This is a genomic window from Flavobacterium sp. 25HG05S-40 (genome assembly GCF_052654735.1).
Window position 1 is genome coordinate 1,671,054 of sequence record NZ_CP199750.1, and the last position, 18,649, is coordinate 1,689,702.

General features: G+C 35.5%; 16 protein-coding genes. 15 read left to right on the top strand and 1 reads right to left on the bottom strand.

All coding sequences use genetic code 11. The features are described from left to right. The first annotated feature begins 61 nt into the window (after positions 1–61). The 10 genes from lpxD (at position 62) to ACULEU_RS07265 (ending at position 11,721) form a co-directional block, all read left to right on the top strand. Positions 62–1,075: a UDP-3-O-(3-hydroxymyristoyl)glucosamine N-acyltransferase gene (lpxD, locus tag ACULEU_RS07220; RefSeq protein WP_445454779.1), complete on the top strand. Its 1,014-nt coding sequence runs from the start codon at positions 62–64 to the stop codon at positions 1,073–1,075. 68 nt (positions 1,076–1,143) lie between these two features. After that, positions 1,144–2,532 (top strand): bifunctional UDP-3-O-[3-hydroxymyristoyl] N-acetylglucosamine deacetylase/3-hydroxyacyl-ACP dehydratase, encoded by a 1,389-nt coding sequence (locus ACULEU_RS07225; RefSeq protein ID WP_445454780.1) that lies wholly within the window; start codon positions 1,144–1,146, stop codon positions 2,530–2,532. A gap of 99 nt (positions 2,533–2,631) precedes the next feature. Further along, complete coding sequence (gene lpxA, locus ACULEU_RS07230; RefSeq protein ID WP_445454781.1) at positions 2,632–3,417, top strand: acyl-ACP--UDP-N-acetylglucosamine O-acyltransferase; 786 nt, start codon at positions 2,632–2,634, stop codon at positions 3,415–3,417. Between the two features lie 61 nt (positions 3,418–3,478). Then, entirely contained in the window at positions 3,479–4,045 is a 567-nt protein-coding gene (gene efp / locus ACULEU_RS07235; RefSeq protein WP_445454782.1) for an elongation factor P, read from the top strand. Between the two features lie 87 nt (positions 4,046–4,132). Continuing rightward, complete coding sequence (locus ACULEU_RS07240; RefSeq protein ID WP_445454783.1) at positions 4,133–5,062, top strand: UDP-3-O-(3-hydroxymyristoyl)glucosamine N-acyltransferase; 930 nt, start codon at positions 4,133–4,135, stop codon at positions 5,060–5,062. Positions 5,063–5,064: 2 nt separating this feature from the next. Further along, positions 5,065–5,424, top strand: a complete 360-nt coding sequence (locus ACULEU_RS07245; protein WP_445454784.1) for a nuclear transport factor 2 family protein — start codon at positions 5,065–5,067, stop codon at positions 5,422–5,424. Positions 5,425–5,480: 56 nt separating this feature from the next. Next, positions 5,481–7,574: a YCF48-related protein gene (locus ACULEU_RS07250; protein WP_445454785.1), complete on the top strand. Its 2,094-nt coding sequence runs from the start codon at positions 5,481–5,483 to the stop codon at positions 7,572–7,574. 138 nt (positions 7,575–7,712) lie between these two features. Next, a complete protein-coding gene (sucD, locus tag ACULEU_RS07255) occupies positions 7,713–8,585 on the top strand; it encodes a succinate--CoA ligase subunit alpha (RefSeq protein ID WP_445454786.1) in 873 nt (290 codons plus the stop codon). 92 nt (positions 8,586–8,677) lie between these two features. Then, the gene (locus ACULEU_RS07260; protein WP_445454787.1) at positions 8,678–11,065 is read left to right on the top strand and encodes a DUF7619 domain-containing protein; all 2,388 of its coding nucleotides are present in this window, start codon (positions 8,678–8,680) and stop codon (positions 11,063–11,065) included. 116 nt (positions 11,066–11,181) lie between these two features. Continuing rightward, positions 11,182–11,721 carry a helix-turn-helix domain-containing protein gene (locus ACULEU_RS07265; RefSeq protein ID WP_445454788.1) on the top strand — a complete coding sequence of 180 codons (540 nt, stop codon included), beginning with the start codon at positions 11,182–11,184 and terminating at the stop codon, positions 11,719–11,721. 55 nt (positions 11,722–11,776) lie between these two features. On the opposite strand, the gene ACULEU_RS07270 is transcribed toward ACULEU_RS07265, so the two are convergent. Beyond that, positions 11,777–12,142: a T9SS type A sorting domain-containing protein gene (locus tag ACULEU_RS07270; protein WP_445454789.1), complete on the bottom strand. Its 366-nt coding sequence runs from the start codon at positions 12,140–12,142 to the stop codon at positions 11,777–11,779. A gap of 127 nt (positions 12,143–12,269) precedes the next feature. Here ACULEU_RS07270 and fabG point away from each other — a divergent pair, with 127 nt between their 5' ends. The 5 genes from fabG to ACULEU_RS07295 all read left to right on the top strand — a co-directional run bounded on the left by fabG (position 12,270) and on the right by ACULEU_RS07295 (position 18,316). Further along, positions 12,270–13,016: a 3-oxoacyl-[acyl-carrier-protein] reductase gene (gene fabG, locus ACULEU_RS07275; protein WP_333600891.1), complete on the top strand. Its 747-nt coding sequence runs from the start codon at positions 12,270–12,272 to the stop codon at positions 13,014–13,016. Positions 13,017–13,036: 20 nt separating this feature from the next. Next, positions 13,037–13,492 carry a hypothetical protein gene (locus tag ACULEU_RS07280; protein ID WP_445454790.1) on the top strand — a complete coding sequence of 152 codons (456 nt, stop codon included), beginning with the start codon at positions 13,037–13,039 and terminating at the stop codon, positions 13,490–13,492. A gap of 31 nt (positions 13,493–13,523) precedes the next feature. After that, entirely contained in the window at positions 13,524–15,551 is a 2,028-nt protein-coding gene (locus ACULEU_RS07285) for a hypothetical protein (protein ID WP_445454791.1), read from the top strand. Between the two features lie 82 nt (positions 15,552–15,633). Further along, a complete protein-coding gene (locus tag ACULEU_RS07290; RefSeq protein ID WP_445454792.1) occupies positions 15,634–16,818 on the top strand; it encodes a hypothetical protein in 1,185 nt (394 codons plus the stop codon). 4 nt (positions 16,819–16,822) lie between these two features. Then, positions 16,823–18,316 carry a hypothetical protein gene (locus tag ACULEU_RS07295; protein WP_445454793.1) on the top strand — a complete coding sequence of 498 codons (1,494 nt, stop codon included), beginning with the start codon at positions 16,823–16,825 and terminating at the stop codon, positions 18,314–18,316. The last annotated feature ends 333 nt before the right edge of the window (positions 18,317–18,649 follow it).

The window sequence follows — 18,649 nt, forward strand, 5'->3', positions numbered from 1 at the left end:
AAATCAAACGGAGCTGTTGGTGCGTGCCATCTTATTCAAATAAAAAAATAATTAGTATAAGATGAAGTTTACAGCAGCGCAAATAGCAGGAATTCTCGAAGGCGAAGTGGTAGGTAACCCTGATGCCGAAGTGTTCAAATTAGCTAAAATAGAAGAAGGTACTGAAGGTTCGCTAACGTTTTTGGCTAATCCTAAGTATTCCAATTTTATTTATACGACTGCGGCCACCATCACCATTGTTAATGCCGATTTCATTCCGGAAAGCCCTATCGCTACCACTTTAATCAAAGTAGAAGACGCTTATCAATCCTTTTCAAAACTACTAGAGTATTATAATCAGGTCAAATTGATGAAATCAGGTATCGAACAACCTTCGGTGATTTCTGAAAATGTAACCTATGGCGAGCATTTGTATTTAGGTAGTTTCAGTTACATCGGTAAAAATGTTAGTATTGGTACCAATGTCAAAATATATCCGAATTCATTTATTGGCGATAACGTAACAATTGGCGATAATTGTATTTTCTTTGCTGGAGCTAGAGTCTATTCAGAATCCGTAATCGGAAGTAATTGTGTCATCCATTCAGGTACCATAATTGGTTCTGATGGTTTTGGGTTCGCACCGCAAGAAGATGGTTCTTATACTAAAGTGCCGCAAATTGGTAACGTCATATTAGAAGATGATGTTGAAGTGGGTTCGTGTACAACCATAGATAGAGCCACTTTAGGTTCGACAATAATTCGAAAAGGTGTAAAGCTCGACAATCAAATTCAGATAGCGCACAATGTCGAAATTGGAGAAAATACCGTAATTGCAGCACAAACCGGAATCGCGGGTTCGACTAAAATTGGTAAAAACTGTATGATTGGCGGTCAGGTTGGCTTTGCCGGACATATTGTTGTTGGCGATAATGTTAGAATTCAGGCACAATCCGGAGTGGGAAAAAATGTAAAAGACGGAGAAGTAATTCAAGGGTCGCCTGCCTTCAATTACACCGATTGGAATAAATCCTACGTACACTTCAGAAACCTGCCCAAAATAGTTGCAGATATAGAAGAATTAAAAAAGAAATAGAAAAGAATACGGCTTCACTAAATTAGCAGGAGCACAGCAAATAAACTAAACTTAAAATGAGCATACCCATGGTTAAACAAAAGACCATCCAAAACGAGATTTCACTGACCGGCGTTGGATTGCATACTGGAAAAGAAGTTAAAATGACCTTTAAACCAGCACCTGTCAACAACGGATATACTTTTGTCAGAGTTGATTTAGAAGGAAGCCCTATTATTGAGGCCGATGCCAATTATGTAGTCAATACTCAACGAGGGACCAATCTTGAAAAATTAGGCGTAAAAATCCAAACCTCAGAGCACGTTCTTGCTGCTTTTGTGGGTTGTGATGTAGACAATGTTATTATCGAATTAAACGAATCAGAGCCACCAATTATGGATGGTTCTTCTAAGTATTTTGTTGAAGCTATTGAAAAAGCCGGAATTGTAGAACAAGAAGCCGAACGCCAATATTATGTAGTGAAAGAAGTCATTTCTTTTACCGATGAAAGTACGGGAAGTGAAATTCTTTTGATGCCTGCCGATGAATATCAAGTGACGACTATGGTCGATTTTGGAACCAAAGTATTGGGTACTCAAAATGCTACAATGAAGAATATCTCCGAGTTTAAAACTGAAATTGCTGATGCCAGAACCTTTAGTTTTCTGCACGAATTGGAAGCCTTGTTGGACAACGGTCTGATTAAAGGAGGCGATTTGAACAACGCCATCGTGTATGTAGATAAAGAAATATCGCCAAAAACTATCGAAAACCTAAAAGTGGCCTTCGGAAAAGATTCTATTTCGGTAAAACCAAACGGAATCTTAGATAACTTGACTTTACACTATCCAAACGAAGCGGCACGTCATAAACTACTTGATGTTGTAGGTGATTTGGCACTTATCGGAACTAGAATAAAAGGTAAAGTCATTGCCAACAAACCGGGGCATTTCGTCAATACACAGTTTGCTAAAAAAATGTCGAAAATCATCAAGATAGAACAAAAAAATCAGGTTCCGGTTTATAATTTAAACTTAGAACCGTTGATGGATATTCATAAAATCATGAGTATTCTGCCGCACAGACCTCCATTCTTATTCGTAGACAGAATTATTGAAATGTCGGAAAGCCACGTAGTTGGTTTGAAAAATGTTACGATGAACGAAACCTTTTTCGTGGGTCATTTTCCGGGAGCGCCAGTAATGCCTGGAGTTATCATTGTTGAAGCGATGGCGCAAACCGGAGGAATCTTAATTTTGAGCTCGGTTCCCGATCCTGAAAATTATCTGACCTACTTCATGAAAATTGATAATGTAAAATTCAAACATAAAGTATTACCCGGCGATACACTGGTATTCAAATGCGATTTGATTTCTCCGATACGAAGAGGCATCTGTCATATGCAGGCTAGTGCCTATGCCAACGGAAAGTTAGTAGCGGAAGCCGAGTTAATGGCGCAAATTGCCAGAGTAAATTAGCTTTAAGTAATAAGCTTTTAACAAAATGGCTATTAAAAAAACAGAAAAATAAAAAGCTAACAGCTAAATGCTGACGGCTAAAAGCAAAAAATAAGACAAATGAATCAACCTTTAGCATACGTACATCCGGGAGCAAAAATTGCCAAAAATGTCGTTATAGAACCTTTTACAACCATCCATAATAATGTTATTATTGGAGAAGGAACTTGGATTGGTTCCAACGTTACCATTATGGAAGGTGCCCGCATCGGGAAGAATTGCAATATTTTTCCGGGAGCTGTTATTGCTGCCGTTCCGCAGGATTTGAAATTTGGAGGCGAAGATTCTTTGGCCATCATTGGTGATAATTCTACCATAAGAGAATGTGTAACAATCAACCGTGGGACCATTGCTTCTGGGCAAACGGTAATCGGTAAAAATTGTTTGGTAATGGCAACAGCACACATCGCGCACGACTGTCATATAGGCGATAATGCTATCATTGTAAATGGCGTAGCTTTGGCCGGACACGTGACCGTAGGAAACTTTGCTATCATCGGCGGTTTAGCGGCCATTCATCAATTTATCCATATTGGAGATCACGCGATGATTTCAGGTGGTTCTTTAGTTCGTAAAGACGTTCCTCCGTATACCAAAGCTGCCAAAGAACCACTTTCGTATGTGGGCATCAATTCGGTAGGTTTGAGAAGACGCGGATTCACCTCAGACAAAATCAGAGAAGTACAGGATATTTACCGAATTCTGTATCAAAAAAATTATAATACATCACAAGCCATGGCCATCATTGAAGGGGAAATGGAAGCCACGCCGGAACGCGACGAGATACTGGATTTCATCAGAAACTCTTCCAGAGGAATTATGAAAGGTTACTCAGGATCTTATTAAGAAGCAAGAAACAAGAAGCAAGAATATAGAGAATAGACAATTAAATTAAATAAATACAACAATGGCATCTACATCAGATATTAGAAACGGATTATGCATTAAATTCAATCATGATATTTATAAAATCATCGAATTCCTTCACGTAAAACCAGGAAAAGGTCCTGCTTTCGTAAGAACCAAATTGAAATCATTAACGAACGGAAAAGTATTGGACAATACCTTCTCAGCGGGTCACAAGATTGATACCGTTCGAGTGGAAACTCAAAACTTCCAATATTTATATGCAGAAGGGAATCAATTCCATTTTATGAATGTGGAGTCTTATGAGCAAATTACTTTAGATAAAAATATTCTGGATGCACCAGATTTATTGAAGGAAGGCACTAATGTAATGGTTCAGATTAACACGGAAACTGAATTGCCGCTTTCTGTAGATATGCCAGCGTCTGTAGTGTTAGAAGTAACGTATGCAGAGCCAGGTGTTAAAGGAAATACCGCCACAAATGCAACCAAACCTGCCAAAGTAGAAACCGGAGCATCAGTAAATGTCCCATTGTTTATCAATGAAGGAGATAAAATCAAAATCGATACTGCTTCTGGTTCTTATATGGAAAGAGTTAAGGAATAGTAATTTGAAAATGAGCCAATTTGAAAATTTGAAAGTTATTTTTCATACATTTTCAAATTTTCAAATCTTCAAATCTTCAAATTAAATATGAAATTTTCAAGGAAACACACTCTCAAAGAAATCGCTGCAATCATTAGTTGCCACTATGTTGGTGCTGATGATTTTCCTGTTGAAGGCATGAACGAAATTCACGTGGTTACTCCAGGTGATATTGTGTTTGTGGATCATCCCAAATACTACGATAAAGCGCTAGAATCGGCAGCAACGATTGTGTTGATTAATAAAGAGGTAGATTGCCCAGAAGGAAAGGCATTATTGATTTCTGACGATCCTTTTAGAGATTTTAATACGTTGACCAAGCATTTCCGACCGTTTCAAGCTGCTAATGTCAGTATATCGAATTCGGCTACTATCGGAGAAGGCACTGTAATTCAGCCTAATTGCTTTATTGGACATCATGTAACTATAGGTAAAAACTGTTTGCTGCATGCGAATGTTATTGTTTATGACAATACAGTTATCGGGGACAATGTTATTATACATTCGGGAACTATCTTGGGTGCAGATGCATTTTACTATAAAAAACGCCCTGAAGGATTTGATCAATTGCTTTCTGGTGGAAGAGTGGTTATTGAGGATAATGTGGGAATAGGAGCCTTATGTACCATCGATAAAGGCGTTACCGGTGATACTACTATTGGAGCCGGAACCAAAATCGATAACCAAGTCCATGTAGGACACGATACAGTCATTGGTAAAAAATGCTTGATTGCATCCCAAACCGGAATCGCAGGCTGTGTAATTATTGAAGATGAAGTAACCATGTGGGGACAAGTAGGTACGACCAGTGGCATCACAATTGGAACCAAAGCAGTAATCATGGGACAAACCGGCGTGACCAAATCGGTCGAAGGAGGAAAAAGTTATTTTGGAACACCTATTGAAGAATCAAGAGAAAAACTGAAGCAGTTAGCCAACGTGAAAAGAATACCAGAAATTTTAAACAAACTAAAATAATAATGAGCGCTAAAGAAATCGTTCAAGAATTTTACAAATCGGATGCTTTATTAGAAGCCGAAACTATTGCTAAGCTACTACACACCGATGTCGTTTTAGAATGGCATAGCAGTAAAGGCTACTTAAAACTTAAACGTCAGGAAATCATCGATTTATCAGCAGAACTTGGAAAAGCCTATGTTCGATCCAAAGCGAGAATTACGCATATTTTAGAAGATGGTAACACCGTTTCGGTTCGCTATTCACATTATGTTAAAACCATTGAAAACCCAAGGGAAGAAATGCTTTTGGCGCACTTTATGGTGATTTGGGAGTTAAAAAACAACAAACTTTTCAGGGGTTATCAAATGAGTCAACTCTAATTTTCTTCTAGTAATGCTAAAGTTTTTGTAAATAATTAAGATATAGAGTTTTACTTATGAAAAAAATCACATTAATTCTTTGCTTAGTATTTAGTATTTGTAACGCTCAGACTTGGAAAGCCATTACTCCGTTTAACTCGGTGAATATTATCAGGGATATGGAAACTACTCCAAATGGAGTAACTTACGTTGTGGCAGAGGGTCCTAAAAGAATGTATAAAACTTCTGATGGCGTCACATGGTCACTGTTCCACACTTCTTTAAACGTTCCTTCCGATTTATTAATGCTTGATAATAATAATGGATTCCTTATCTCGAATAGTGGTATTTTAGAAAAAACAACTGACGCTTGGCGTACATTTTCAGAAATAAATTATGGAACTCAGCTTAGTTATAACAAACTTTTTTTCGTAAATCAAAGTGTTGGTTTTATTGCAGGTTATAGACGTTTTATTCAAAAAACACTTGATGGAGGGCAAACCTGGTCTCTTATAAGCATTCCTGCTGCATTAATGCCATCGGGAATTGATATCACAGATATCCATTTTGTAAACGAACAAATAGGATTTGTAATTACCAGTAACGGAAGAGTATTAAAAACCACAGACCAAGGCATAACCTGGACTTCAATTCAATTGCAGGCAACTGGCTACTTGCTGAATTCTTTACTTTTTGTAAATGAAAATATAGGCATGGCTGTTGGTCCTCTAGGTCAGGTATATAGAACCATAAATCAAGGCGAAACATGGTCGCTTATAGATACTAATGTCGGGGTAGCGTATGATATCCGTATGAACAATGATGTTTTATATATGGTAGGGAGTAATAGAGCTTTTACCCGCTCGACAGACTTAGGGGCTACCTGGTCTTCAGTACAAACGGTTACAGCACCAGGTGAAGGTATAGGTATTTCACGTTTGTACGCAGTAACTTTTAGAGGAAACGATATTATAGTAGCAGGAGAAAAAGGTACTATATTCAAGGCAAACAATCCTTCGGGAACACAATGGTCATTATTTTATAATCCAATTTTGGGGGATATTGCTACAACAGATTTACAATTTATGAATAATAATCAAGGTGTAATGGTTGGATCGGGCAATACTTCTAGTGCCATATATTACACAGCCGATAGAGGAAATACATGGCAACGTGAAACTATAGGATCTACCGGTTTATATAAATCAGTAAGTATGAAGTCGAATGGGCAGGGACTTGTCGTGGGAAATACCAGCTTTGCCAAAACAACTGATTTTGGGCAAACCTGGAGCAGTTTTACTCCTATGCAACCTGAATCGTTAGCCAATACTAAATGCTGGTTAAAGGATAACGGCGATTTTTTCGTTGGGAAAAACCCAGGTGCACCTATAAATGATGGTTTAGTTAAGCGCAGTGGAACAACGTGGACTCAATTTACAGATGTTAATCAGGTAGGTGAAATCAAATTTGCTAATGAACAAATTGGGTATGCTGCAGTTGGCCCTTCATCACTTCCTGGAAAGATGTGGAAAACTGTTGATGGTGGAACAAGCTGGAGTGTTTTAAATTCGTTTGTACCCCGAAATTTATCTGAAATGCAAATTGTTAATCCTGACAAATTATATGTTAGGGATAATACAGAAACTAATACCAATTGGCAATATACCGAAGATGGAGGGCAAACTTGGAATTTTGTTAATGGTTTTCCAAAAAGATTTCATTTCTTTGATGAGTTGAACGCTTATGGTATCAATACCGAAACAAAAGATATTTATAAAACAACAGATGGTGGTTTAACCTGGCAAATTATAATACAGAATGATAATTCACTTTGTGGTTATGGCAACCTTGTTTGGTTTCAGGACAAAATTATACAGGCAAATGATCAATTTCTGGTTTGTATTTTAAACATTGACCAATCCTTACAGGTCCACCCGATAAAAAATAGGGATAACAAAAAGGTAATAGCCTATCCAAATCCTACCAATGTTATTTTGAATATCAGTGAATTTGTCCAAGAGATTAGTATTGCTGATAGCACTGGAAAAAACCTTGGGTCTTATCAAGATACAAATCAAATCAATATTGTTAACCTCAAAAAAGGAATTTATTTTGTAAGCATAATTACAAAAAATGGCGTAAAGCATATTCAAAAAGTCATTAAGGATTAACAAGTAGTAATTTTAAAATAAGATAAAAATGCAGCTATAGTATTTTTGCAAAAAAACTAATTGCGAATCACGAATTACTAAGTACAATTTTCTACTTTTGCTACACGAAAAAATTAACCAAATATAAAGAACATCAACATGAGCGTTTTAGTCAATAAAAATTCAAAAATAATAGTTCAAGGATTTACAGGTAGCGAAGGAACGTTCCACGCCACTCAAATGATTGAATATGGTACCAATGTAGTTGGTGGTGTTACTCCGGGAAAAGGAGGAACAACCCATTTAGACAAACCTGTTTTTAATACGGTTAAAGATGCTGTAGAACAAGCAGGAGCAGATACCTCTATTATTTTTGTACCGCCAGCCTTTGCAGCAGATGCGATTATGGAAGCGGCTGATGCAGGAATTAAAGTTATTATTGCTATCACCGAAGGTATACCAGTGGCGGATATGATTAAAGCGTATGCTTATATTAAAGATAGAGACTGCAGATTAATCGGGCCAAACTGTCCAGGAGTGATTACTCCAGAAGAAGCTAAAGTAGGTATCATGCCCGGTTTTGTTTTCAAAAAAGGTGGTGTTGGTATCGTATCTAAATCGGGTACATTAACCTATGAAGCAGCTGATCAGGTGGTAAAACAAGGTTTGGGTATCACAACCGCTATCGGAATTGGTGGTGATCCTATCATCGGAACTACTACTAAAGAAGCAGTGGAATTATTGATGAATGACCCTGAAACCAAGTGTATCGTAATGATTGGTGAAATTGGAGGTCAATTAGAAGCGGATGCCGCTAAATGGATTAAAGCTGACGGTAATCGTAAACCTGTTGTTGGTTTTATTGCTGGTGAAACCGCTCCAAAAGGAAGAACCATGGGTCACGCCGGAGCTATTGTTGGTGGTGCTGATGATACTGCTGAAGCCAAAAAACGAATCATGAGAGAATGCGGCATTCACGTAGTAGATTCTCCTGCTGAGATTGGTAAAAAAGTAAAAGAAGTATTGGGATAGTATTCCATTTAAATATAAAATTGGAGCCTCACTTTTGTGGGGCTTTTTTATTTAATAAAATTCCTATCTTTGAGTAACTATCCTAAATTTCCATGAAAAAACTCTCTACTATATTACTTTTTGCAATCATTGTTTTTACTTCTAATGCGCAGATTATATCTATTCCGGATGAGAATTTTAAAGCAAAATTAGTAGAATCAACCAGCGAAAATGGTATTGCATATGGGATAAATGGTCCAATGGGTGTTGATGCTAATGGTGATGGAGAAATAGTGGTAAGTGAAGCCTCTCAGGTTTGGTATTTATATCTGAATCAATATTCTATTGCTTCTTTAGAAGGAATTCAATACTTTACTAATCTTAAAGCTCTTTATTGTCATAATAATCTTTTGACTACACTTGATGTAAGTTTGCTTACTAACCTATTGGAATTGGAATGCGATAACAACAATCTAACTTCTTTAAATGTAAGCGGGTTAAACAATTTGACAAGACTAGTTTGTTATAACAATCAGATTTCGTCATTAAACATAAGCGGTTTGCAGAGTTTAACCATTTTGCAATGCTTTAATAACAACATGGTTACTTTGAACGCAAGTAATGCAACTAGTTTAGCAAATCTGGCCTGTAATGACAATCAATTGACTTCATTAGATGTTTCAGGTGACCTTAATTTAAATTATTTTAATTGTGCAAATAATCAATTGAATTCACTAGATATTAGCAATAAGCCAGATTTACTGGTTGCATACTGTAATAATAATAATTTGACTTCATTGAACATAAGTGCGTCGACATTTTTAAGTAATCTTTTTTGTGATGGCAATCAATTAACCTCTCTTGATATAGAACCTTTAACAAATCTTAGTTACTTTAGTTGCAGCAATAATCAACTCACTTCATTAGTGGCTCCAGTTACAAATACACAACTTTTCTTTCGATGTGCCAATAATCAATTGAATAATCTTGACATTAAAAATGGGAATGTTGAAACTAATTTAGATTTCTCAGGTAATCCAAATTTGCTTTACATATGTGCGGATGACGATCAAATTATTGAAGTTCAAGATAAAATTTTGCAGTATGGCTATACTAACTGTGTTTTAAATTCCTATTGTTCCTTTTCACCAGGCGGTATCTATTATATCATTCAAGGAAATTGCCGGTTTGACGGAAATGCTGATGGTTGTGATACCGCTGATAATTTTGCTGCAAATATTACATATTCAATTTCGGGCTCACCAACAACTGGTTCATTAGTTTCTGATAGTACAGGAAATTATATAATACCTGTTGAAGCAGGTTCACATAATTTTGCACCAGTTTTCGAGAATCCAAACTATTTTACCGTTTCTCCTACGATAGCTACAGTTACATTTCCGGTTACAGCCAGTCCTTTTACAAGAGATTTTTGTGTTGCACCTAACGGAAGCCACAATGATCTTGAAGTAGTGCTTTTACCTTTAGAAAATGCTGTTCCAGGATTTGATGTGCGTTATGGTTTGCTATTTAAAAATAAAGGAACTACAGTTCAAAACGGAGTTGTTAATTTATCTTATGATGATGCTATTTTAGATGTTGTGTCCACATCTCCAATGTATATCAGTCAATCAAGTAATATGCTGACATGGAATTTCAGTAATCTTCAGCCTTTTGAAAGTAGATATATTACTTTAACTTTCAATATTAATGGCCCTATGGAAACGCCGCCTGTCGTTGGTAATCAAAACCTAGATTATATCGCTACGGTTGTCTCAGTTACTGATGAAACACCAAATGATAACAATTTTTCATTGGCACATACTACGGTTATTTCATATGACCCTAATGATAAAACTTGCTTAGAAGGAAATACCATCACACCAAGCATGGTCGGTGAGTATGTGCATTATGTTATCCGTTTTGAAAATACTGGAACATTTGCTGCTCAGAATGTTGTAATAAAAGATTTGATTGATACGACTAAGTTTGATATAAATACTTTAGTTCCACAAACCAGTAGCCATAGTTTTATTACTAAAATAAGTAACACCAATAAAGTCGAATTCATTTTCGAAAACATCAACCTGCCTTTTGACGATGCCAATAATGATGGCTATGTAGCCTTTAAAATCAAAACCAAACCAACGTTAGTGGTTGGAAGTACTTTTAGTAACAATGCCAGTATTTATTTTGATTACAATTTTCCGATAGTTACCAATACCGCTACAACAACGGTTGCAGCATTAGGAACGCAAGATTTTGACTTTAATAACGTATTTAGTTTATCTCCGGTACCTGCTAAAAGTGTTTTAAATATTACGCTAAAACAATCCGTTACAATCTCTTCTGTTAGTATCTACAATACATTAGGGCAATTAGTACAAGTAAGTGCAAATGCCAATGAAACCATTGATGTATCCGGATTACGTGCAGGAAGCTACTTTATTAAGATTATAAGTGATAAAGGAACAGCAAGTAGTACGTTTGTTAAGGAATAAATAGAAGCTTCGTTAGGGGCTTTTTTATGATTTAAAACTTTGGCACTTTCTTTGTTTCGTTTTTGTAACAAAATAAATGTAGCAATTCAGATTGCTACAAAAAAAATGTTACAAAAATGGAAGAGGAAGAAAACATCAGGAAAAAACTGAACCTTACGCAAGACGATATGGCTATGATTTTAAACATTAGCCGCAGCCAATGGTCGCTTTACGAATTAGGTTTTAGGCATTTGTCTACGGATGCCGAGATACGATTGAGTCAAATAGAACGCTTTTTTTTGTCGGATGAAGTATCCATTTCGAGATATTCCAATAAAATGGAGGCACAAGAACAGATAAAAAGTCAATTTTTTACGGACCAGTTAAAGGAAAATGAATTCCGACTAGAGGGTTGTCAACGTAAGTTAGACCGCTTAAAAAAAGAGTATGAAGCTATCTCGAAGCAGTTTCAACTGATTGACTTTCTATCCAAACCAACAGATGAAAAGTATGCACTACATTTGGGTGCCTTACAAACCTTAATAGATAAGGCAGAAGAGGGACTTACTAAAAACGGACCGCCACAAATTTTAAACCTAGAATGGCAAGAGCAAAAGTTGCAACAAGAAGCATTGTTGTTGACGCTATTGTTAAAAGAGAGCGTTGCTAAATTATAAAAAAAGAAAACTCCCGAGAATATCGGGAGTTTTTTGTTTTAAGGTAGTTACAGCACTATTTGTTAACTAGTATCTTAAAGGTTTTATCTTCTTTACCATTGCTAATCGTTACAAAGTACATTCCGTTATAGACCGTATTTAAATCGACAACACACAATGTACTTCCCTGAAGAATGGTATCGGTTTGAATTACTTTACCCGAGGCATCTGTCAGTCTCACCTGCAAATCGGTATCCATCAAATCCGATTGTATCGCGATGAAATCCTGAGCTGGGTTGGGATAGATTTTAAAATTAACTTGTGACAGATTAAAATCGGTAGCACTCAAATACGTTGTTGTTCCTGAGGGCAATGCCATGGTATACACAAGTGTTTTGTACTCATGATATAATTTTTCAAAATGGCTTTGATTATCGGTCATTTAAGTTGGATTCGTCTTTTTCGACTAGCAATGATAGTAAAGGTTTAAAGATAAAATGGTTTTTTCTGAGTATAAATTATTCTATATTTGAACTTTCATAAAAAATATCAAACTAACTTTTATAAACATGAAATTATTAGAAGGAAAAGTAGCCATCATCACGGGCGCCAGCAGAGGAATTGGTAGCGGAATTGCAAAAGTATTTGCACAACACGGAGCCAACGTAGCCTTTACTTACAGTTCATCAGCTGAATCAGCATTGGTTTTAGAAAATGAATTGTCAGCTATGGGAATCAAAGCTAAAGGGTACAAATCAAATGCTGCTGATTTTAACGAAGCGCAAAAATTGGTAGATGATGTTATGGCAGAATTTGGAAACGTTGATGTATTAATTAACAATGCCGGAATCACCAAAGACAACCTTTTAATGCGTATGAGTGAAGAAGATTTTGATAAAGTAATTGAAATCAATTTGAAATCGGTTTTCAACATGACGAAAGCGGTTCAGAAAATCATGCTGAAAAACCGTAAAGGTTCTATTGTAAATATGAGTAGTGTAGTAGGCGTGAAGGGTAATGCCGGACAAGCCAATTATGCGGCTTCTAAAGCGGGTATGATTGGTTTTACTAAATCGGTTGCTTTGGAATTAGGGTCGAGAAACATTCGTTGTAATGCTATTGCTCCAGGATTCATAGAAACTGAAATGACCGCAAAATTGAATGAAGATGTGGTTCAAGGTTGGAGAGATTCTATTCCGTTAAAACGTGGCGGAACTCCAGAAGATGTGGCTAATGCCTGTTTATTCTTTGCTTCTGATATGAGTGCTTATGTTTCGGGACAAGTCTTAAATGTTTGTGGTGGAATGCTAACGTAATTTTTTTTTATACATTTCATATGAATAATAAAATATTTTTATTGATTGCATTTCTCTTTTCTGCAACGAATATACTAGTCGCGCAGAAAGTTGAAATCAAAGACGATAAAGTATTGTTAGATGGAAAAGAAATCTTGAAATACGAGAAAGTAAATTTTGATCAACACTCCTTTTATTCTTTAACTGATGACGAAGAAATACTGATGTATAAGTATAATGATAATGAAAGCAGGGATTACAAACAAGATGATTATATTGTACTTAACTTTCTTACTGCAAAGAAGAAAATTGAGTCTGGTGACATTACTAGAGCTGCCACTGGTTTAGGAATGAGTTCCAAAAAAAATATGGAGAAGCTTGTCACTTGGCTTTTAAAAGAAAAAGTTTTCGATGCTAATGGGGTTTTGAATACCAATAAAGTAGATACTTTTTACGAAAAATACAACGAAAACATAACCGAAAGAACTATTAGATAATACCTCTGTAGTTTTTTCAACCTTAAAATATATGACTACCACAACAATCCTGTTATTACTTGTATCCTTACTAGTTGCTGCTGGTCTATCATTTTACCAATACTTATATAAAGCCAAGAGTAAGACGAAAACCACTTTACTTTTGGCTTTTTTACGTTTCTTCAGCATCTTTGGATTGTTGTTGTTACTGATTAATCCAATTATCACTAGAAAATCGGTTGAAACCGTAAAGACTCCGTTGCCCATTGTCATTGATAATTCGGCTTCAATATTTGACTTAAAAGCTTCATCATCCGCTAAAGAAGTTTTTCAAAAACTTTCAGAAGACAAAGACTTGAATGATAAGTTTGATGTGCAAACCTATCAGTTTGACACAGATTTTTTACCATCGGATACTATTGATTTTAAAGGTTCTCAAACCAATATCGACCTTGCTGCCAAAAGCTTAAAAAACATTTATAAGAATCAATACTTTCCCACCGTTTTAATCTCGGACGGAAATCAGACTTCAGGCGAAGATTATGTTTTCGGATTTAAGCCTGAAAATAAGGTGTATCCAATAGTTGTTGGCGATACAGCGACTTATTTAGATTTAAGAATTTCACAATTGAACGTCAATAAATACGCCTTCTATAAGAATAAATTTCCCGTAGAAGTATTTCTGAATTACGCCGGAACGAAAAGTATCAACACCACTTTTAAAATTGCTCAGGGAACTACTGTTTTGAGCGAACAAACGGTTGCTTTTTCACCCTCAAGAAAATCAGCTACTTTAAATTTGCTTTTACCAGCAGATCGCGTTGGTTTACAACTTTTGAAAGCTACGATTTCCTCTAAGGAACAAGAAAAGAATACCTATAACAACATCAAAAATTTTGCTGTAGAAGTCATCGATCAAAAAACAGAAGTGGCTTTGATATCGGCTATTGCGCATCCAGATTTAGGCGCTATTAAGCGTAGTATTGAATCTAATGCACAGCGAAAAGTAACGATTCTTAAACCAAATCAAGTCAGTTCGTTAAGTAGTTTCAATATATTGATATTATATCAACCAAGCGGCGAATTTAAAGCCGTATTTGAACAAAATGACACTGCTAAAATAAACACGTGGATTATCACCGGAAACGATACCGATTATGGTTTTCTGAATCAAAATCAAAGTAACTATTCCTTTAAAATGAGTAGTCAGAAAGAAGATTATCTGGCATCCTTTGACAGTCAGTTTAATTTGTTTGCTTTGGACAATATTGGTTTTGAAAAGTTTCCACCCTTAGAGAATCCGTTTGGAGCGATTACTGCATCCGGGAATTCAAATGTATTATTGTATTCTACCATTCGAAATATTCCTACCGACCAACCTTTATTGGCTTTTGCAGAAAATCAGGGTAGAAGAACTGCTTTTCTTTTTGGTGAAAATATTTGGAAATGGAGAGCCGATAGCTATTTAGCCCAAAAAAGCTTTGCTGATTTTGATATATTCTTAGACAAGACCATTCAATATTTAGCCTCCAATAATAGCCGAAAGTCTTTAGTGGTAAATCACGAGCGTTTTTATAACTCGGGTGAAGGCATTGAAATCACAGCGCAGTTTTTCAATAAAAATTATGAGTTTGATGAAAAGGCACGTTTGACCATTTCGGTTACCAACAGCAAAACCAAACAGGCAAAACAGTACGATTTGCTTCGCACTTCCAATGCTTTTAAGGTAAATTTAGATGGATTAGCAGCAGGAAACTATACGTTTACTGTAAAGGAACTCAATTCAAATTCGGTTTACAGCAGTAGTTTTGAAGTGTTGGATTTTGATATTGAAAAGCAATTTGTTAATCCGGATTGGAATAAACTCAACCAATTGGCCAATCAAACCAAGGGGAAAGCCTATTTGGCCAACCAAACCGACCTTCTGATTAAGCAACTTTTGGCAGACGACAGCTATAAAGCAGTTCAAAAAACATTGGTCATAAAATCCCCACTTATCGATTGGATTTGGCTTTTGGTATTGATTGCAATTTCTCTTGCAGCAGAATGGTTTATCCGCAAGTACAACGGTATGTTGTAATTAACTCCCAAATATTTTATAATTCAATTTACTGGCACGATAATTACTAGTACTTTTGGCAAATCATAAATAAAATAAAACTATGAAATTTAGAGCATTACTATTATTCTTAATCGGATTTAGTCTTTTAGGAACAGCACAAAGCATAACCTCTGAAAAAGTAGATTATCGTCTTCCTGTAATTGCAAAATTTCCCATAGAGCCAAGTAACAGAACCTTTAAAGTGAAAGTAACTTCGCCTTATACCTTAAAAACAGACGATATCATTGCACAATCAAAATTGGATTTTCAGGCGGAATTAAAAGATTACGATAAATTAGTAGCGTCAAGCGAAGTTGAATATCAAAAGCGAACTGCCAATCACGACCAAGATGTTGCCAAAGCAAAGGAGAAATACAAATTGGAATCCGAAGAATATAAAAAGATGAGTCTGTTGGAACGTTTGGCTATCTCCGATCAAGGAAAAGAACCCAAGTTAGTGATACCCACAAAGCCTCAATATTACAAACCAGCGCCACCAGTTTACAGTCAGCCTGACCTCAACAACTACATAATCGTTGATAACGATGTTTTAGCTTCCCAAATTGGAATAACGGGTTTTACAAGAGAAGGGAATTATATTGATATTGCTGTGGATGTTAAAAGAATGAATTTTCAGGATAATGCCGGACAAACCTTTGCCAACCAGCCTACAAAACTGATTGCAAAAGTAAACGGAGTTGAAAAGATAAATGCTTCTTACTTTCAGGAATTTAAACTGTTGTCTACTTCACCTTCCAATAACATCAACAAACCGTTGTCTGAAAAAAATTATCTGAACAATGTTATAGCGCATATAAATGCTGTTTTAGATGATAACTTCGGAATTCGTTGGACTAATCCATCTATAAAAATAAGCACTGTCAAGAATAAAGGGAAATATGATGATTTGGAAAAAGCATCCATTTATGTATCGACTAATTTAAGAAAGTTGAATCCGGAGAATGCCGAAATGACTGCTGCAGCAATGACCGGAATGCAAAAAGGAATCGACATTTGGAAAGATACATTGACCAAAATTGATTACAAAGACAAAAAAGCCGATTTGAATGCCAAAATTGCGACTTATATTTATATGAATCTTATTCGGTTACAAATCGCTTTAAGTAATAAAAAAGAAGCTGAAAAGTATTTGAATGAATTTCAGGAAAATATGATTTATATGGATTTATCCAGTGATGAAAAAGCAGAATTAAAACAATTTGAAAACAGTATTTATAAAGGGTAATCCAATGAAAAAGCAACTAACAATTTCAGCATTGATGATGGTTCTGACAACAGTAACGCTGTTTGCGCAACCAAAACTTGAATGGGGTACAAAATTTGATTATGACGTAAAGCTAGAAGAAGAGCCTAAAGTGGTTTTGGCCGATAATTACAATCATTATCTGATGAGTATTGTAAATAAACACGGAATGATGGCGCAACATGGCATCATTATTCGAAAGTTTGATCAGAAGAATAAATTGGTCAATACCTTTAAACAAGATTTTCCCAATAAAGACACGTATACGCTTTACAATTATTTAGGAAGTTATGAAATAGGTAAGGACAAGGTGGTCGTTTTTACGGATAGCTATTCGAACAAAACTAAGAAGAAAGAGATTCACAGAATCATTTTTGATAAAACCACTGATACATTCACCACCACTTTAATTGTGGGCTATACATTTGAAAGTCTGTCAAAATCAGGTACAGCGTATGTGGTTGCTTCTGAAAACAAATCGTATTTTGGAATTGTATATTCTAAATTTTCTAATAGAAAAATTGCTGAAGTGGATGAATGTACTGTGATTGACGGAGCTACTTTTGATGTCGTATGGCAAAAAACAGTGACTTTTCCTTTAGAATTTTATTCAGGTGATATGACCATGACCAACTCTGGGAAGCTTGTTTTTGTTAAAAGAGTGGTGTCAAAGAGTGAGAAACACGGATTATTGGTTGTAGACGCTACTAGTGAAACTGATAAAGATTTAGGTGCAGAAATTAAAATCAGCAAACCTATTGCAATCTCGATTGGAACTCAGGATTATCTGATTGCTTTTAATTTTAAAGCCAGTTTCAGAGAATGGGCCTACAGTAATATTATGCTTTATGATTTAGAGTTAGGTAAAATGATTAATAATGATCCAATCAATATTTTTCCCGGAATTAAGGATATACAAGAGATTCGGTATAATTATGTAAGCGTACATGATAATCAAATTGATTTGTTTGCTGAGTGTAAATATCAAACCGGAACTAAGCCATCCAATTCATTTCCAAACGACCCTCGATTTAATGAACCAGTTTATGCTTTTGGTTCAGGAACATTAGTCGTTCTGGATAAAGCCGGAAAAGTTTTGAATAACAATAAAATAGTAGAAGGCGGTGCGATTCCGTTCAGTAATGCTTTAGTGAATAATTTTGGGGTATTATATTATAAAGGAGATTATTACATTAATACGTATGCTTTTACCGAAAGAAAGGTTGAGTTTGCTGTATTCAATCAAATAGCAGCACCAACATTTAAAACTACTACACGAAAATTGCAATTTCCTTACTACAATACCAATGGAGGTGGAGAGGATGACGATGAGATAGATGATACTAGAGGAAATGCTTATAGTGGCGGAAGTATCATCCATCAGTTTGTAAATTATTTTCCAGATAGTAAGCGATTGCTCTTTGCCAAATATTTTGGCGATGGAAAAGTAGCTTTTGTAAGCTATACAGGAGTATTCTAAAAATAACACTATAATATAAAAAAAAGCCTAAACTTATGTTTAGGCTTTTTTTATTGTTCCATCTTAACCAATATAAATAATTTTATTTAACCCATTTTGAGGGGTAAATCAACATTTGAATTTCCCCAACATTATTTTATCAAAATCTTCAAATTAATAGAGAAAAAAAAAGTAAAATTACCTCAGTGGTTTTGACTTTAATCTGTTTTTTTTGCACTTCGTCGTACTTTTTTATTTTGTAATTACCTCATAGTCAGTGATTTGTTCTGCTTATTTTTTTAAAATTAGCCTTTTAAAATTATAAAATGTTGAATTTAATCGGAAATATTGAAC

Bases quoted from the DNA above. Each gene is read 5' to 3' on its own strand.
- ACULEU_RS07295 (WP_445454793.1), top strand. From the start codon at position 16,823: ATGAAAAAGCAACTAACAATTTCAGCATTGATGATGGTTCTGACAACA.
- ACULEU_RS07285 (WP_445454791.1), top strand. From the start codon at position 13,524: ATGACTACCACAACAATCCTGTTATTACTTGTATCCTTACTAGTTGCT.
- ACULEU_RS07290 (WP_445454792.1), top strand. From the start codon at position 15,634: ATGAAATTTAGAGCATTACTATTATTCTTAATCGGATTTAGTCTTTTA.
- lpxA (WP_445454781.1), top strand. From the start codon at position 2,632: ATGAATCAACCTTTAGCATACGTACATCCGGGAGCAAAAATTGCCAAA.
- ACULEU_RS07240 (WP_445454783.1), top strand. From the start codon at position 4,133: ATGAAATTTTCAAGGAAACACACTCTCAAAGAAATCGCTGCAATCATT.
- efp (WP_445454782.1), top strand. From the start codon at position 3,479: ATGGCATCTACATCAGATATTAGAAACGGATTATGCATTAAATTCAAT.
- fabG (WP_333600891.1), top strand. From the start codon at position 12,270: ATGAAATTATTAGAAGGAAAAGTAGCCATCATCACGGGCGCCAGCAGA.
- ACULEU_RS07250 (WP_445454785.1), top strand. From the start codon at position 5,481: ATGAAAAAAATCACATTAATTCTTTGCTTAGTATTTAGTATTTGTAAC.
- ACULEU_RS07270 (WP_445454789.1), bottom strand. From the start codon at position 12,142: ATGACCGATAATCAAAGCCATTTTGAAAAATTATATCATGAGTACAAA.
- ACULEU_RS07225 (WP_445454780.1), top strand. From the start codon at position 1,144: ATGGTTAAACAAAAGACCATCCAAAACGAGATTTCACTGACCGGCGTT.
- ACULEU_RS07265 (WP_445454788.1), top strand. From the start codon at position 11,182: ATGGAAGAGGAAGAAAACATCAGGAAAAAACTGAACCTTACGCAAGAC.
- ACULEU_RS07245 (WP_445454784.1), top strand. From the start codon at position 5,065: ATGAGCGCTAAAGAAATCGTTCAAGAATTTTACAAATCGGATGCTTTA.
- sucD (WP_445454786.1), top strand. From the start codon at position 7,713: ATGAGCGTTTTAGTCAATAAAAATTCAAAAATAATAGTTCAAGGATTT.
- ACULEU_RS07280 (WP_445454790.1), top strand. From the start codon at position 13,037: ATGAATAATAAAATATTTTTATTGATTGCATTTCTCTTTTCTGCAACG.
- lpxD (WP_445454779.1), top strand. From the start codon at position 62: ATGAAGTTTACAGCAGCGCAAATAGCAGGAATTCTCGAAGGCGAAGTG.
- ACULEU_RS07260 (WP_445454787.1), top strand. From the start codon at position 8,678: ATGAAAAAACTCTCTACTATATTACTTTTTGCAATCATTGTTTTTACT.